At 69.1% G+C, this 13,907-nt stretch carries 15 protein-coding genes; 6 read left to right on the forward strand and 9 right to left on the reverse strand.

All coding sequences use genetic code 11. The annotated features are described in order from the left end of the window. Positions 1-101: 101 nt before the first annotated feature. Positions 102-1,076 carry an adenosine deaminase gene (add, locus tag C8D87_RS00460; protein WP_112226182.1) on the forward strand — a complete coding sequence of 325 codons (975 nt, stop codon included), beginning with the start codon at positions 102-104 and terminating at the stop codon, positions 1,074-1,076. Here add and C8D87_RS00465 read toward each other — a convergent pair. From C8D87_RS00465 to C8D87_RS00480, 4 genes are read right to left on the reverse strand one after another with little or no spacing between them, the layout of a single operon-like run. Further along, positions 1,043-1,369, reverse strand: coding sequence for a hypothetical protein (locus C8D87_RS00465; RefSeq protein ID WP_146771584.1), 327 nt, complete (start codon positions 1,367-1,369; stop codon positions 1,043-1,045). The two genes, add and C8D87_RS00465, sit on opposite strands and share 34 nt — an antisense overlap. Beyond that, positions 1,369-1,920, reverse strand: a complete 552-nt coding sequence (locus C8D87_RS00470; RefSeq protein ID WP_112225112.1) for a DUF4240 domain-containing protein — start codon at positions 1,918-1,920, stop codon at positions 1,369-1,371. Before C8D87_RS00470 ends, C8D87_RS00465 begins: the two co-directional genes overlap by 1 nt. Positions 1,921-1,978: 58 nt before the next feature. Next, entirely contained in the window at positions 1,979-2,560 is a 582-nt protein-coding gene (locus C8D87_RS00475; protein ID WP_170166266.1) for a DUF4240 domain-containing protein, read from the reverse strand. Positions 2,561-2,615: 55 nt separating this feature from the next. Continuing rightward, positions 2,616-3,185 (reverse strand): DUF4240 domain-containing protein, encoded by a 570-nt coding sequence (locus C8D87_RS00480; protein ID WP_146771585.1) that lies wholly within the window; start codon positions 3,183-3,185, stop codon positions 2,616-2,618. 76 nt (positions 3,186-3,261) lie between these two features. On the opposite strand from C8D87_RS00480, the gene hrpA reads away from it, so the two are divergent. From hrpA to C8D87_RS00495, 3 genes are read left to right on the forward strand one after another with little or no spacing between them, the layout of a single operon-like run. Then, a complete protein-coding gene (gene hrpA, locus C8D87_RS00485) occupies positions 3,262-7,128 on the forward strand; it encodes an ATP-dependent RNA helicase HrpA (protein WP_112225115.1) in 3,867 nt (1,288 codons plus the stop codon). Between the two features lie 21 nt (positions 7,129-7,149). Then, entirely contained in the window at positions 7,150-7,704 is a 555-nt protein-coding gene (locus C8D87_RS00490) for a hypothetical protein (RefSeq protein WP_112225116.1), read from the forward strand. 20 nt (positions 7,705-7,724) lie between these two features. After that, complete coding sequence (locus tag C8D87_RS00495) at positions 7,725-8,258, forward strand: hypothetical protein (RefSeq protein ID WP_112225117.1); 534 nt, start codon at positions 7,725-7,727, stop codon at positions 8,256-8,258. Here C8D87_RS00495 and C8D87_RS00500 read toward each other — a convergent pair. Further along, the gene (locus tag C8D87_RS00500) at positions 8,232-8,564 is read right to left on the reverse strand and encodes a winged helix-turn-helix transcriptional regulator (protein WP_233441833.1); all 333 of its coding nucleotides are present in this window, start codon (positions 8,562-8,564) and stop codon (positions 8,232-8,234) included. The two genes, C8D87_RS00495 and C8D87_RS00500, sit on opposite strands and share 27 nt — an antisense overlap. Positions 8,565-8,603: 39 nt before the next feature. Here C8D87_RS00500 and C8D87_RS00505 point away from each other — a divergent pair, with 39 nt between their 5' ends. Beyond that, entirely contained in the window at positions 8,604-8,954 is a 351-nt protein-coding gene (locus C8D87_RS00505; RefSeq protein WP_112225119.1) for a YybH family protein, read from the forward strand. Here the strand turns inward: C8D87_RS00505 and C8D87_RS00510 are convergent. From C8D87_RS00510 to C8D87_RS00520, 3 genes are read right to left on the reverse strand one after another with little or no spacing between them, the layout of a single operon-like run. After that, positions 8,951-9,721, reverse strand: coding sequence for an ATP-binding cassette domain-containing protein (locus C8D87_RS00510; protein ID WP_109637040.1), 771 nt, complete (start codon positions 9,719-9,721; stop codon positions 8,951-8,953). The two genes, C8D87_RS00505 and C8D87_RS00510, sit on opposite strands and share 4 nt — an antisense overlap. Continuing rightward, positions 9,718-10,743 (reverse strand): ABC transporter permease, encoded by a 1,026-nt coding sequence (locus C8D87_RS00515; RefSeq protein WP_109637039.1) that lies wholly within the window; start codon positions 10,741-10,743, stop codon positions 9,718-9,720. The genes C8D87_RS00510 and C8D87_RS00515 overlap by 4 nt, the downstream gene beginning before the upstream one ends. Before the next feature lie 4 nt (positions 10,744-10,747). After that, positions 10,748-11,764: a sugar ABC transporter substrate-binding protein gene (locus C8D87_RS00520; protein WP_109637038.1), complete on the reverse strand. Its 1,017-nt coding sequence runs from the start codon at positions 11,762-11,764 to the stop codon at positions 10,748-10,750. Positions 11,765-11,986: 222 nt separating this feature from the next. Here C8D87_RS00520 and C8D87_RS00525 point away from each other — a divergent pair, with 222 nt between their 5' ends. Further along, positions 11,987-13,021, forward strand: coding sequence for a LacI family DNA-binding transcriptional regulator (locus C8D87_RS00525; RefSeq protein WP_112225120.1), 1,035 nt, complete (start codon positions 11,987-11,989; stop codon positions 13,019-13,021). Here the strand turns inward: C8D87_RS00525 and C8D87_RS00530 are convergent. Continuing rightward, positions 13,010-13,777 carry an alpha/beta hydrolase gene (locus tag C8D87_RS00530; protein ID WP_112225121.1) on the reverse strand — a complete coding sequence of 256 codons (768 nt, stop codon included), beginning with the start codon at positions 13,775-13,777 and terminating at the stop codon, positions 13,010-13,012. The two genes, C8D87_RS00525 and C8D87_RS00530, sit on opposite strands and share 12 nt — an antisense overlap. Positions 13,778-13,907 lie beyond the last annotated feature (130 nt).

The following is a 13,907-nucleotide window of genomic DNA, read 5'->3' on the forward strand; positions in this document are numbered from 1 at the left end:
CGCAACCTAGCGGCGTCGCGCGGTCGCTGTCGCGCCGAATTCCGTTGGACGCGGGCGAAATGCCGGGCGTGGCGCAGCGGCGGTGGGTAGCGTCGCCGCACATGCGTGATCTTGCCGCGTTGCCCAAGGCACACCTGCACGTGCACCTGGAGAGCACCGTCCGGGCCGACACCCTCACCGAGCTCGCGCGGCGGTACGGGGTGGACGTTCCGGCGCGCACCGGGACGTTCGAGGACTTCGGGCAGTTCGCCGCGCACAACGGCGCGGTGCGGGACTGCCTGCGGCGGGCCGAGGACTTCAGCCGGATCGCGTACGAGTTCTGCGCCGAGGAAGCAGCGCAGGGGACCCGCTACGCCGAGGTCACGTTCACCGCGGCTGCGCACGGGGAACGGCTCGGTGATCCGGACATGCCGCTCGAGGCGGTGTTGGCCGGGCTCGCCGCAGGACAGACCGCCCACGGCATCGAATGCCGTGTGATCGTGGACCACCCCAGGAAGCGGTCGGTCGAACGGTTCGAGACATCACTTCGGCTCGCGACCGCGCACCCGCAGGTCGTCGCGATCGGGATGGCCGGTGCGGAGGACCACCCCCTCACCCCGTTCACCGCCGTGTTCCGCGCCGCGCGCGAGGCCGGGATCGGCCTCGTGCACCACGCCGGCGAGTGCTGCGGAGCGCCGAGCGTCGCCGAAGCGGTGACCGTCGGGCTCGCCGACCGCATCGGGCACGGGTTCCGGGCGCTCGACGACCCGGACGTCGTCAGGCTGCTGCGGGAGCGTGCCATACCGCTCGAAGTGTGTCCGTCGTCCAACGTCGCACTGGGACTGGTCGACTCCATCTCCTCTCATCCGCTGCCACAACTCATGGCCGCCGGGCTGACCGTGACGCTCAGCACCGACATCCCGTCCACCACCGGCACCACGCTCACCGACGAGTACCGGCTGCTGCGCGACGAGCTCGGCTTCGACGACGACACGCTCGCCGCGATCGCCCTCAACTGCGTCGACGCCTCCTTCGCACCCGAGGACACGAAGACCGCGCTGCGTCAGGACATCGCCACCTGGCGCGCCGGCTCGTAACACACCAGGCCGTGTCGGGCCGCCAGCAGCGCCACCAGATCCAGCACCTGCTGCCGGCCCGGCCACACCACGTGCACGATCACCGCGTCCGTCCCCACCGTCAGCGCCTCCGCCCACGACACCGGCGACTCCGGATCCGGCGAGGTCTGCCGCAGCTCACGCACGAACGCCGCCACCGCCGGATCGAACGCGCCCAGCGGCGACGCCCGCAGCTCCGCGTACCGGGCCGCGGCCTCCGCCGACGACGCCGGACCAGGAGCCCGCCACACGACGACATCCACAGGCACATCCATCACGCCACCTTCCCGAACAACGCGCCCAGCCGCGGAATCCGCGCCGAGATCTCCGCCGGATCCGCGAAGTCCCACGGCTCACCGGCCGGCTCCGGCGACACGAGCACCCGCTGGCCGCACGAGGCCAGCACCGACTCCAGATCACGGTCGAACGCCTCGCCCGCCACGGCGTCGAGACCCTCCCAGCCCGGCCAGTCCGCATCCGCCCACGCGTGCACGCCACCACGCGAGGCCAGGAACCGGACGTGCGGCAGATCGGCCAGCGCGTCCGGCGAGGAGACCACCGACTCGAACACCGCACGGCCCTGACCGACCAGCCACGCCTGGAAGTAGAAGAACCCGTCGTCCGAGCACAACCCGCCGCAGATCACGTACGCCGCGTGCCAGTGCGCCCACGTGTCCGCCCGGCGCCGCACCTCGTCCAGGCGCAGCGCGAACTCCACGGCCTGCGACGGTGTCAGGACGACCGTCAGCCACCCCAGCCGCTCGTCCTGATCGGAGGTCTCCACCGCGGACCTCTCGACCAGATCCCAGAACGCGTTCAGGTCCATACCGGCGCACGCTAGCGAGGGGGTCTGACAATTTTCGGCGCTCACCCGTCGGCCCTGCTCACGCCGCCTCCTCCAGCCCGCCCGACAGCTGCCACAACCGCGGCAGCCGCACCGCGGCCTCCAGCGGCGAGTCCAGATCCCACACCGCACCCGTGAACGGGCCCGCGTCCGTCACCCGCACACACCCCAGCGCCGCCAGTGCCCCGGCCAGCGAACGCCCCGTCGCGGTGAAGTACGCGTCGTGCGCCACCCGCTCCAGCCCCGGCCAGAACGGCCACGCGCTGTCCGGCCACGACTCGGCGCCGACCGCCAGCAACGTCCGCACCGCCGGCACGTCCGCCAACGCGTCCGGGCACGCGGCGACCTCGCCGAGCACCGACCGGCCCAGCCCCACCAGCCACGACTGGAATCCGAAGAATTGCTCCGCGGAACACAACCCGTCGCACAACACATAAGCCGCGTGCCAGTGTGAGAACGTGTTTACCCGGCCACGAGACGCGCTCAGCAACGTCTCGAAGCCGCAAATGTCGCCAGGCGGCAGCAAAGCCAGCCGCGACGTCAGCCACGCGCGGCGTTCGTGCTGGTCAGATGTAGCGGTAGCAGAGTGTTCGACCAGTCCCCAGAAGACGTCGAGGTCCATACCCGCGACGTTATCGGAGAGGTCTGACAATTCTCGGAGGCGTCCGGACGGCCCATCACGACGTTTTCCCGAACAACGCCCACAACCGCGGAATCCGGCGCGTGATGTCCGCGGGATCCTCCATTTCCACCTCCTCGCCACCGGGCGACACGTCGAACGCCCGCACCTGTCCGCGAGACTCGAGCAGATCGTCGAGTTCGCCGCCCGACACCACAGCGAACGCGTCGTCCGGCACCCGGTACAGCGCCTCCCAGTCCGGCCAGTCCGCATCCTGGACCTCGTCGACGCGCAACGACGCCAGCCGCTGAATCCGCGGCACCGAGGCCAGCGCGTCGGGCGAGGAGACCACCGACTCGAACACCGCCCGCCCCTGACCGATCAGCCACGCCTGGAAGTAGAAGAACGAGTCCATCCCGCACAGGCCGCGGCAGATCAGCGTGGCCGCCTGCCAGTGCGCCCACGTGTCCACCCGGCGCCGCTGCTCGTCCAGCCGCACCGCGAAGTCCGCGATCTCACCCGCCGGTAGCAACGCCAGCCGCCCGCACAGCCACGCCCGCTGTTCGTCCAGGTCAGCCGTCTTGTCCCGGGAGTGGTCGACGAGCTTCCAGAAGCCCCCTGCATCCATGCCGGTCACGCTAGCGAGCGGGTCTGACAGTTATTGGCGCGAACGATCCGGACGGCCTGACTATCCTTGAGCGCAAATGGACACCCCGCTCGCTGAACTGCACGAACGCCTGCCCGAGCTCATGCCGCGTGATCAACGACGGCTCGCCAGGCGCCTCGACGGCGCACGCAAGGTCAAGGACCCGCTCGCCCGCAAGAAGATCGTCGAGGAGATCGCCGCCCAGATCGACGAGGCCGCGCTCAGGGTCGCGCTGCGCAGGGAGTCCGTTCCCAAGATCACATACCCGCAAGAACTGCCGGTCAGCCAGCGCAAGGACGACATCAAGGACCTGATCGCGAACCACCAGGTCGTGATCGTCGCCGGCGAGACCGGCTCCGGCAAGACCACCCAGCTGCCCAAGATCTGCCTCGAGCTCGGCCGCGGCGTCACCGGCCAGATCGGCCACACCCAGCCGCGCCGCATCGCCGCCCGCACCGTCGCCGAACGCGTCGCGGAGGAACTGGGCACCAAGCTCGGCGACACCGTCGGCTACAAGGTCCGCTTCACCGACCAGTCCGGCGACGACACCCTCGTCAAGCTCATGACCGACGGCATCCTGCTCGCCGAGATCCAGACCGACCGGACGCTGAGCCGCTACGACACGATCATCATCGACGAGGCCCACGAACGCAGCCTCAACGTCGACTTCCTGCTCGGCTACCTCAAGCAGCTGCTGCCCCAGCGACCCGACCTCAAGATCGTCATCACCTCGGCGACGATCGACCCGCAGCGCTTCAGCGCCCACTTCGGCGACGCCCCGATCATCGAGGTCTCCGGCCGCACCTATCCCGTCGAGACCCGCTACCGGCCGCTCGACGAGGAGGACGACCAGACCCAGGGCATCATCAACGCCGTCCACGAACTGCAGGCAGAAGGCCCCGGCGACGTCCTCGTCTTCCTGTCCGGCGAACGCGAGATCCGCGACACCGCCGACGCCCTCAAAGCAGAAGACCTCCGCAACACCGAGATCCTCCCGCTCTACGCCAGGCTCAGCGTCGGCGAGCAGCACCGGGTCTTTCAGCGCCACAGCGGCCGCCGCATCGTGCTGGCGACCAACGTCGCCGAGACCAGCCTCACCGTGCCGGGCATCAAGTACGTCATCGACCCCGGCAACGCCCGCATCTCCCGCTACAGCCACCGCCTCAAGGTCCAGCGCCTGCCCATCGAACCGATCAGCCAGGCGAGCGCCAACCAGCGCAAGGGCCGCTGCGGCCGCGTCAGCGAGGGCATCTGCATCCGCCTGTACTCCGAAGAGGACTTCGAGGCCCGCCCCGAGTTCACCGACCCGGAGATCCTGCGCACCAACCTCGCCAGCGTCATCCTGCAGATGACCGCCATCGGCCTGGGCGACGTCGCGCGGTTCCCGTTCATCGACCCGCCCGACGCGCGCAACATCAACGACGGCATCGGCCTGCTGCAGGAGCTCGGCGCCATCAACGCCGCCGAGAAGAAGCTGACGCCGACCGGCCGCAAGCTCGCCCAGCTGCCCGTCGACCCGCGCCTGGGCCGCATGGTGCTCGAAGCCGACACCACCGGCTGCCTCAAAGAGGTCATGATCATCGCCGCGGCACTGTCCATCCAGGACCCCCGCGAACGCCCGGCCGACCACCAGGAGGCCGCGACCCAGCAGCACGCGAGGTTCGTCGACGCCGAATCGGACTTCGTCACGTTCCTCAACCTCTGGCAGTACCTCAAAGACCAGCAGAAAGCGCTGAGCGGCAACCAGTTCCGCAAGCTCTGCAAGAACGAGTTCCTCAACTACCTGCGCGTGCGCGAGTGGCAGGACATCTACCTGCAGCTGCGTCAGGTCGCCAAGCAGATCGGCATGCATCTCAACGAACAGCCCGGCGACCCCCGCAACATCCACATCGCCCTGCTGTCCGGCCTGCTCAGCCACATCGGCGTCAAGGACGTCCTCAAAAAGCAGGCACCCGGCGAGAAACGCCGCCCCATGACGGAGTTCCTCGGCGCCCGCAACGCCAAGTTCGCGATCTTCCCCGGCTCCGCGCTGGCCAAGAAACCACCGCAATGGGTGATGGCCGCCGAGCTCGTCGAAACCAGCCGCCTCTGGGGCCGCATCGTCGCCAAGATCGAACCCGAATGGGCGGAACGCCTCGGCGAGCACGTCGTCAAACGCCAGTACTCCGAGCCGCACTGGGAAGCCAGACGCGGCAGCGTCGTCGCCCTGGAGAAGGTCACCCTCTACGGCGTGCCGATCGTCGCCGGCCGCAAGGTCAACTACGGCCGCATCGACCCGGAGCTCAGCCGTGAGCTGTTCATCCGCCACGCACTCGTGCAGGGGGAGTGGACCACCCACCACAAGTTCTTCCACACCAACCGGGCCCTGCTCGAAGAGGTCGAAGAGCTCGAGAACCGGGCCCGGCGCCGCGACATCGTCGTCGACGAGGAAACGCTGTTCGAGTTCTACGACCAGCGCGTCGCCCCCGAGGTCGTCTCCGCCCGGCACTTCGACTCCTGGTGGAAGAAGCAGAAGAACAAGAACCTGCTCACCTTCACCAAGGACATGCTGGTCAACGACCGCGCCGACGTGAGCCCCGAGCAGTTCCCGGACCAGTGGCAGCAGGGCGAGCTCACCCTCCCGCTGAGCTACCACTTCGAACCGGGCACCAAGAAGGACGGCATCACCGTCCAGCTGCCGCTCCCGGCACTCACCACCCTGGACGACGACGCGTTCTCCTGGCAGATCCCCGGACTGCGCCACGAGCTCGTCGTCGCGCTCATCCGCTCACTGCCCAAGCAGATCCGCCGCAACTTCGTGCCCGTCCCCGACGTCGCCACCGCCGTGCTGGCCCGCATCAACCCCGCCGAGACCTCACTGCTCGGCGGCATCGAACGCGAGCTCAAGGCACTGACCGGCGTCACCGTGCACCGCGAGGACTGGCAGTTCGACGCCGTCCCCGACCACCTCAAGCTCACCTTCCAGGTCGTCGACGAACACAACCGCACCCTCGCCGAGGGCAAGGACATCGCCGCGCTGAAGGAGAAACTGCGCGACGAGGTCCGCGAGTCGCTCAGCCAGGCCGCCGGCCACCTCGAACGCACCGGGCTCACCACCTGGGACTTCGACTCCCTGCCCAGGACCATCGAACAACGGCAGTCCGGCATCACCGTCACCGCCTACCCGTCGCTGGTCGACCAGAGCTCGGCCGTCGCGATCAAGGTCCTCGACACCCCCGGCCGCCAGGCCTTCGCGCACCGCCGCGGCGTGCGCAGGCTGCTGCTGATGGGCATCAACTCGCCCGTCAAACACCTGCAGCGCCACCTCGACAACGCCGCCAAGCTCGCCCTGACCCGCAACCCGCACGGCGGCGTCGCGGCACTGCTCTCGGACTGCATCACCGCCGCCGTCGACCGGCTCATGGGCGAACCCGCCTGGGACGCCAAGGCCTACGCCGCACAGCTGAAGAAGGTCCAGGCGGCGTTGAACGACACCACCTGGGTCGTCGTCCAGGAAGTCCGCAAGGTCCTCGAAGCCGCGCACGACGCCGAGCTGAAACTCGCCGGGCTCAAGAGCGCGCCCGACTCCGCCGCCGACATCCGCGCCCACCTCAACTCGCTGGTGTACAAGGGATTCGTCACCAGCACCGGGTACGACCGGCTGCCCGACCTCGTGCGCTACCTCAAAGGCATCTCACGGCGCATCGAAAAACTGCCCGAGAACCCGCGCCGCGACCTGGAATGGACCGCCAAGGTGCACGAGGTCCACGCCGAGTACCGGGAACTGCGCGCGCAGACACCCGCCGACGAACCCGCGCCCGAGCTCGACGAGATCCGCTGGATGATCGAAGAGCTGCGGCTGTCGTACTTCGCGCAGACCATCGGCACCCGCTACACGGTCAGCGACAAGCGCATCTACAAGGCGTTGGACGCGGTACCGCTGTGAAAACCGGCGGTACCGTGACACATGGACCTTCACCCCGGCGACAGGCGGTGGATGGTGTCGAGCGGACCGGGTGGCACCTTCGCCCTCTACGTCCGTGACGCACTCGGCATCAGCACACCCACCGCCGACTCCATCCCCCCGCTCACCCCGCCGGTGCCGCGCGTGCGCGATGTCGAGCTGCCCGAGACGTTCGGGCCGGCGTGGGACCGGTGGTGGGCGCAGTCCCTCGTCACCGGCGGCGCCGAGCACGTACCCGGCCGCTGGCCCGCAGGCCTGCCCGAAGACCTGCGTGACGCCTACGGCCAGTGGCTGACGGGCCAGAGGTCGCCCGAGGCCACACTGCACCGCGATGAGGCCATGGTGTCGTTCTCCGAGGCGCTCAACGAGGTCGTCGATCAGCTCACCGAGGAGCTCGGCCACACACCGCTGTTCGAGCTCGACGTCATCGAGATCCCCGTCCAGGGCCAGTTCTGGCGACGCCTGCGCAAGAACACGGTGCTCGTCTCCGAGGAGCTCAAGGCCTCCCGCAACGTCATCGCGCCACTGGAGTCAGTGATCCGCGAGCTCACGCAGTAGCCGAGCCGCTACCGTGGTCCATGGACTTCCGCGGAGATTCCACGTGGGTGATCTCGAGCGGCGACGGCGGCACCTTCGCCCTGTTCGTCCGTGACGCACTCGGCATCAGCACACCGACCGCGGACTCGGTGCCACGCCTGAAGCCACCCGTCCCGCGGCTGACCGACGTCGAGGTACCACCGGGGTTCGCACAGGCGTGGGACCGCTGGTGGCTCGAGTCCGACCCGTCCGGCCCCGGCCGCGAGCCGTTCGGGCTGCCCGAACGGCTGCGTGAGGCCTACCTGCGGTGGAACGACCCGTGGTCGCCCGAAGCCAGGCACGCGCGGGACGAGGTCAGCAGAACCTTCTCTGCCTCGCTGCACGAACTGCTCGCCGAGCTCGAGCAGGAACTGGGACACAGACCGATCTTCACCCTCGAGATCCTCCAGATCCCGGTCGAAGGCCAGTTCTGGCGCCGGCTGGGACCCGCCAAGGTGCTCATCTCCGAAGAACTGATGGGCTCCCGCAACGTCATCGCGCCACTGGAGTCAGTGATCCGGGAACTCGCCGAGTAGAGCCTCACCCGTGCGGTACAACTGCTCCAGCAACGGCCGCAGCAGCAACCCCTTCGACGTCAGCGAATACGACGTCCGCACAGGAAAGCCGGGGGAGCGGGAGCAGGACACCAACCCCTGCGCCACCAACGACTCCAGCCGCTCGGTCAGCACCTTCGCGCTCAACGACGGCTGCCCGGCGCGCAACTGCGAGAACGACCGCGGCCCGCGCATCAGGTCCCGCAGCACCAGCGTCGCCCACCGGCCGCTGATCGCCGCCAGCGCCACCTCCACCGGGCAGTCCGCGGTCGGCCGGTCCCAGGTCACCGTTTGGTGACCCATTTCGCGAGAAGCAACGCTGGCAGCATGACCATCCACCCCGTCAGTGTGGCCCACGAGTTCGCCGCCGCGTTCAACTCCCGCGACCCCGACGCCGTCGACGCCGTCGACGCCGTCTACGAACCGGGCGGGCTCTTCGTCCCCGAACCCGGCCGGACCCTCACCGCCACCGCCAGGCGCCAAGCCAACCAGCGGTTCCTCGACCTCGGCCTGCCGATCGAGGTCAGGCCGCGCCACGTCTACGAACACGACGGCATCGCGCTGCTCATCGTCGACTGGACCATCGGCGACGTGAACGGCACCGCCACCGACGTCGCACGCAAAGGCGCGGACGGCCGGTGGCGGTACATGATCGACAACCCCTTCGGCACCGCCTAGGCGGCTTCCGGCGGCTCCATCGCCCCGGTCATGATCGCCACCGCGTCCGACATCGACACCGACCGCGGGTCCACCACCGCCTTGCGGCGCCCGAGGCGCTGGATGTGGATGCGGTCGGCCACCTCGAACACGTGCGGCATGTTGTGGCTGATCAGGATCACCGGCAAGCCGCGGTCGCGGACCTGCAGGATCAGGTCCAGCACCGCCCGCGACTCCCGCACGCCCAGCGCCGCCGTAGGCTCGTCCATGATCACGACCCGGCTGCCGAACGCCGCCGCGCGCGCCACCGCCACGGCCTGGCGCTGGCCGCCCGACAGGGTCTCCACCGCCTGGCCGGGGTTCTGGATCGTCATGATCCCCAGCGCGTCGAGCTGGCGGCGCGCCTCCTCCCGCATGCCGTTGCGGTCGAGCATCCGGAACACCGAACCGAGCACGCCCTTGCGGCGCTTCTCCCGGCCCAGGAACAGGTTCGCCGCGATGTCCAGCGACGGCGACACCGCCAGCGACTGGTGCACCGTCTCGATGCCGGCCTTCCGCGCGTCGATCGGCGTGGAGAACGACACCGGCTCCCCGTCGAGGAGGATCTCGCCCTCATCCGGCACGACCGCGCCCGACAAGGCCTTGATCAGCGACGACTTGCCTGCGCCGTTGTCGCCGATCACGGCGAGGATCTCACCGGGCAGCAGCTCCAGGTCCGCCCCCGCCAGCGCCGTCACCTTGCCGTACCGCTTGACCAGGCCGGTCGCCTGCAACACCGGTGTGGTCATGGCTTGACCTTCCTGATCCACTGGTCCAGCGACACCGCGACGATGATCAGCACACCGACCGCCATCGTCTGCCACAGCACGTCCACACCCGCCAGCGCCAGGCCGTTGCGGAACACGCCGACGATCAACGCGCCCAGCAACGACCCCACGATCGCGCCGCGGCCACCGAACAGCGACGTCCCGCCGATCACCACCGCGGTGATGGAGTCGAGGTTGTCCAGCTGCCCGGCCTGCGGCGACGCCGACGCGATCCGGCCGATCAACGTCCACGCCGCCAGCGCGTACACCAGGCCCGCGGTCGCGTAGACGCTGAGCAACACCCGCGACGTGCGGATACCGGACAGGCGGGCGGCCTCGGAGTCGTCACCCGTGGCGTAGACGTGCCTGCCCCACGCGGTGTTCTTCAGCACGAACGCCATGGCCGCCACCAGGACCACCATCATGATCGAGCCGTAGGTGATGCGCGTGCCGCCGATGTTCACCGTCTGACCGGTCCACAGCAGCAGCGACGGCATGTCCGTGCCACGGATCGTCGCGCTCGCGGAGTACCAGAGGTTCAACGCGAAGAACACGTTCAACGTGCCCAGCGTGACGATGAACGGCGGCAGCTTCAGCCGCGTCACCAGCAACCCGTTGAGCAGCCCGCACAGCGTGCCCACCACGAAACCCAGCAGCAACGCCGGCAGACCGGGCAGACCGGTGTCCGCCGCGACCTTCGCCATCACGATCGACGTCAGCACCATGATCGCCCCGCACGACAGGTCGATGCCCGCGGTCAGGATCACGATCGTCTGCCCCACCGCGAGCGTGCCCACCACGGCGACCTGCTGCAGGATCAGCGAGATGTTGCCCGGCGTCAGGAACCGGTCCGACAGCAGCGCGAACACGATGATCGCCGCGAGCAGCACCACCGCAGGCCCGATCGTCGCCTGCGCGTGCAACAGGTGCTGAAGCCGCGTCAGCACCGACCGGTCCCGCTGCTCCGGCAACGGAGAGGGAGGCCGGGTAGCCGTTGTCGTCATCAGCTCAGCCCCAGCAGTTCTGCAGACCGAACGCCGAGTCCTTCGACTCGACCCCTTCGGCCGGCTGGTCGGTGATCAGCGTGACGCCCGTGTCGGTGTTCTGCGGCTTCGAGCCGTCCTTGGCGAACTTCGCGACCGCCTCCACACCCAGCTGCGCCATCTTCAACGGGTACTGCTGCGACGTCGCCCCGATCACGCCCGACTTCACGTTCTCCACGCCGGGGCAGCCGCCGTCGACCGAGACGATCACGACGTCCTTCTCCTTGCCCGCCGCCTTCAACGCCTCGTAGGCACCGGCCGCCGCGGGCTCGTTGATCGTGTAGACGAGGTTGATGCCGGGGTCCTTCTGCAGCAGGTTCTCCATCGCCGTACGGCCACCCTCCGGCGCGCCGTCGGTCACGTCGTGGCCCACGATCCGCGGATCGGACTCGTCGCCGATCTTGTTCTTGTCCTTCACGTCGACGCCGAAACCCTCCAGGAAGCCCTGGTCGCGCTGCACGTCGACCGACACCTGGTTCGGGTTGAGGTCCAGCAGCGCGATCTTGGCCTGCTTGCCCTCCTTGGCGAACTTCGCCTTCGCCCACTGGCCGATCAGCAACCCGGCCTTGTAGTTGTCGGTCGCGAACGTCGCGTCCGCCGCGCTCGCCGGCTCCAGCTGCGTGTCCAGCGCGATCACCAGCAGACCCGCCGCCCTCGCCTTGTCCACCGACGGCACGATCGCCTTCGAGTCGCTCGGCGTGATCAGGATGCCCTTCGCACCCGAGGCGATCAGGTTCTCGATCGCGTCGACCTGCGTCTGGTTGTCACCGTCCTGCTTGCCCGCGAACGACTGCACCGTCACACCCTGCGAGGACGCCGCCTGCTGCGCGCCCTCCTTCATCTTCACGAAGAACGGGTTCGTGTCGGTCTTGGTCACCAGGCCGACCAGCGTCGCACCGCCCGACGAACCGCCGTTCCCACAGGCCGCCACTGACAGCGTCAGCAACGCCGCCGCCGTCAGCCCGAACGCTCTGCGCGACATGACTCCTCCTACGTCAACGTTGACGTAACCGAGCGAACTGCAGAAATGGGCGCGGTTACGCGAGTACTCAAACCATGTGGTGCGGAAGATCCTGGTCAACCCGGCCCGTTCGAACCAGGAGAGTCGGAACCGGGTATTCCGTTACGTCATCGTTGACGCTAGCTTTCCGTGAGAAGACGCGACAAGCGGCCGTTACGCAAGCGTTACCCGGGGTGGGTGGACATGGATCAAGCAGGAGAACGACGCGAACCCACGATGCGTGACGTCGCGGCACTGGCGAAGGTCAGCACCAAGACCGTCTCCCGGGTCATCAACGACCTGCCCGGCGCGGGCCCGGAAGTCGTCGAACGCGTCCGCGCCGCCGCCCGCACCCTGGGCTACCGGCCCAACCTCACCGCCAGCAGCCTGCGCCGCTCCGACCGCCGCAGCGCCACCATCGGCGTGCTGTTCGAGGACCTGTCCAACCCGTTCGACTCGGCCCTGCTGCGCGCCGTCGAGGACCGCGCCCGGCAGGGCGGCGTCCTCGTGCTCGCCGGCAGCAGCGAGGACGACCACTCCATGCAACGCGAACTGCTGCTGTCGCTGTCCGCCCGCCGCGTCGACGGCGTCGTCGTCATGGCCGTCGGCGGCCACCAGGACGCGCTGCAGCAGGAACGCGACCGCGGCACCCCGATGGTGCTCGTCGACCGGCCACCCACCTTCGGCGGCACCGACTGCGTCACCACCACCAACCGCGACAGCTCCCGCGACGCCGTCCTGCAGCTCGCCTCACTCGGCCACCGCGACATCGCGTTCCTCGGCGACCGCCGCACCCTGTGGACCAGCCAGGAGCGCTACACCGGCTACCTCGAAGGCCTCGCCCAGGCCGGTCTCACCCTGCGCGAGGAGCTCGTGCGCACCGACCTGCACGGCGCCGACCTCGCCGAAGTCGCCGCCACAGAGCTGCTCGACCTCGCCAAACCCCCCACGGCCCTGTTCACCGCCCAGAACCTCGTCACCGTCGGCGCCATGCGGGTCCTGCGCGCCCGCCGCCTGCAGCACCGCGTCGCACTCATCGGCTTCGACGACTTCCCGCTCGCCGACATGCTCGAACCCGGCATCACCGTCGTGCGCCAGGACGTCCCCGGCATCGGCCGCAAAGCCGCCGAACTCATCTTCGCCCGCATCGACGGCGACACCTCACCGCCCGTGCACGCCGTCGTCCCCGCCTCGATCGTGCGCCGCGGCTCCGGCGAGATCACGCCGTCAGCCGACTGACAGCACCGCGTCGACCACCTGCGGACCCGAGAGCAGCACCTCGTCGTTGTGGTCCGCGCCGGCCACCTCGACCAGCTTCGCCCGCGCCGCCACCGCCACCTCGCGGCTCTGCGAGGGCGGCACGATCTTGTCCGCCGTCCCGAGCACCACGACCGTCGGAACGTCCACAGCGGACACCCGCTCGGCCACGGGGTACTTGTCCCGCAACAGCATCTTCACCGGCAGCCACGGGTAGTGGTGCGACCCGGCCGCCGCCAGCGACGTGAACGGGGAGCGCAGCACCAGCCCCAGAGGCGCGCGGTAGGTCGCGAGCTCGACGGCGACCGCGGCGCCCAGCGACTCGCCGAAGTAGATCACCGGGCCGTCGATCAGGTCCAACGCCGCCCGCGCGTCGTAGGTCAGGCCCTCCTCCGAGGGCGTGCCGGGGTTGCCGCCGTAACCGCGGTAGTCGAACAGCAGCACCGACAACCCTCGGTCGGTCAGCGCACGTGCCAGCGGCACCCGCCCCAGCCGGTTGCCGCCGTTGCCGGGGAACACGATCACCGTCGCGGGCGCGTCGCGCACCTCGAAGTGCCACCCGTCGAGCAGCAGGCCGTCCGCCGTCACCAGCCGCACATCGCGCCCATCAGGCAGAACCTCCTCCGCGGACGGCAGCGGACCGGGGGAGGGGAAGTAGACCAGCTTGCGCTGAAAGGCGAAGACCACGGCGACGATGGTGACAACCACCGCCACCGCGATCAACACCGGCCTCCACATCACACCATTTCAGCAGCGCCTACCGGTGTCCGCGACGGTCACCACCGCCACGACCCCCACGGCAGAGCCGTCCGGATACAGCCGCGACATCCCACCGTCCGTTGACAGCGCGAATTCACCAGAACGTGTG

The organism is Lentzea atacamensis (assembly GCF_003269295.1).
GTDB lineage: Bacteria > Actinomycetota > Actinomycetes > Mycobacteriales > Pseudonocardiaceae > Lentzea > Lentzea atacamensis.

What these genes read in the sequence shown, in the direction of transcription:
- add (WP_112226182.1), top strand. Translation starts at nt 102, where the DNA reads ATGCGTGATCTTGCCGCGTTGCCCAAGGCACACCTGCACGTGCACCTG.
- C8D87_RS00465 (WP_146771584.1), bottom strand. Translation starts at nt 1,369, where the DNA reads ATGGATGTGCCTGTGGATGTCGTCGTGTGGCGGGCTCCTGGTCCGGCG.
- C8D87_RS00470 (WP_112225112.1), bottom strand. Translation starts at nt 1,920, where the DNA reads ATGGACCTGAACGCGTTCTGGGATCTGGTCGAGAGGTCCGCGGTGGAG.
- C8D87_RS00475 (WP_170166266.1), bottom strand. Translation starts at nt 2,560, where the DNA reads ATGGACCTCGACGTCTTCTGGGGACTGGTCGAACACTCTGCTACCGCT.
- C8D87_RS00480 (WP_146771585.1), bottom strand. Translation starts at nt 3,185, where the DNA reads ATGGATGCAGGGGGCTTCTGGAAGCTCGTCGACCACTCCCGGGACAAG.
- hrpA (WP_112225115.1), top strand. Translation starts at nt 3,262, where the DNA reads ATGGACACCCCGCTCGCTGAACTGCACGAACGCCTGCCCGAGCTCATG.
- C8D87_RS00490 (WP_112225116.1), top strand. Translation starts at nt 7,150, where the DNA reads ATGGACCTTCACCCCGGCGACAGGCGGTGGATGGTGTCGAGCGGACCG.
- C8D87_RS00495 (WP_112225117.1), top strand. Translation starts at nt 7,725, where the DNA reads ATGGACTTCCGCGGAGATTCCACGTGGGTGATCTCGAGCGGCGACGGC.
- C8D87_RS00505 (WP_112225119.1), top strand. Translation starts at nt 8,604, where the DNA reads ATGACCATCCACCCCGTCAGTGTGGCCCACGAGTTCGCCGCCGCGTTC.
- C8D87_RS00510 (WP_109637040.1), bottom strand. Translation starts at nt 9,721, where the DNA reads ATGACCACACCGGTGTTGCAGGCGACCGGCCTGGTCAAGCGGTACGGC.
- C8D87_RS00515 (WP_109637039.1), bottom strand. Translation starts at nt 10,743, where the DNA reads ATGACGACAACGGCTACCCGGCCTCCCTCTCCGTTGCCGGAGCAGCGG.
- C8D87_RS00520 (WP_109637038.1), bottom strand. Translation starts at nt 11,764, where the DNA reads ATGTCGCGCAGAGCGTTCGGGCTGACGGCGGCGGCGTTGCTGACGCTG.
- C8D87_RS00525 (WP_112225120.1), top strand. Translation starts at nt 11,987, where the DNA reads ATGGATCAAGCAGGAGAACGACGCGAACCCACGATGCGTGACGTCGCG.
- C8D87_RS00530 (WP_112225121.1), bottom strand. Translation starts at nt 13,777, where the DNA reads ATGTGGAGGCCGGTGTTGATCGCGGTGGCGGTGGTTGTCACCATCGTC.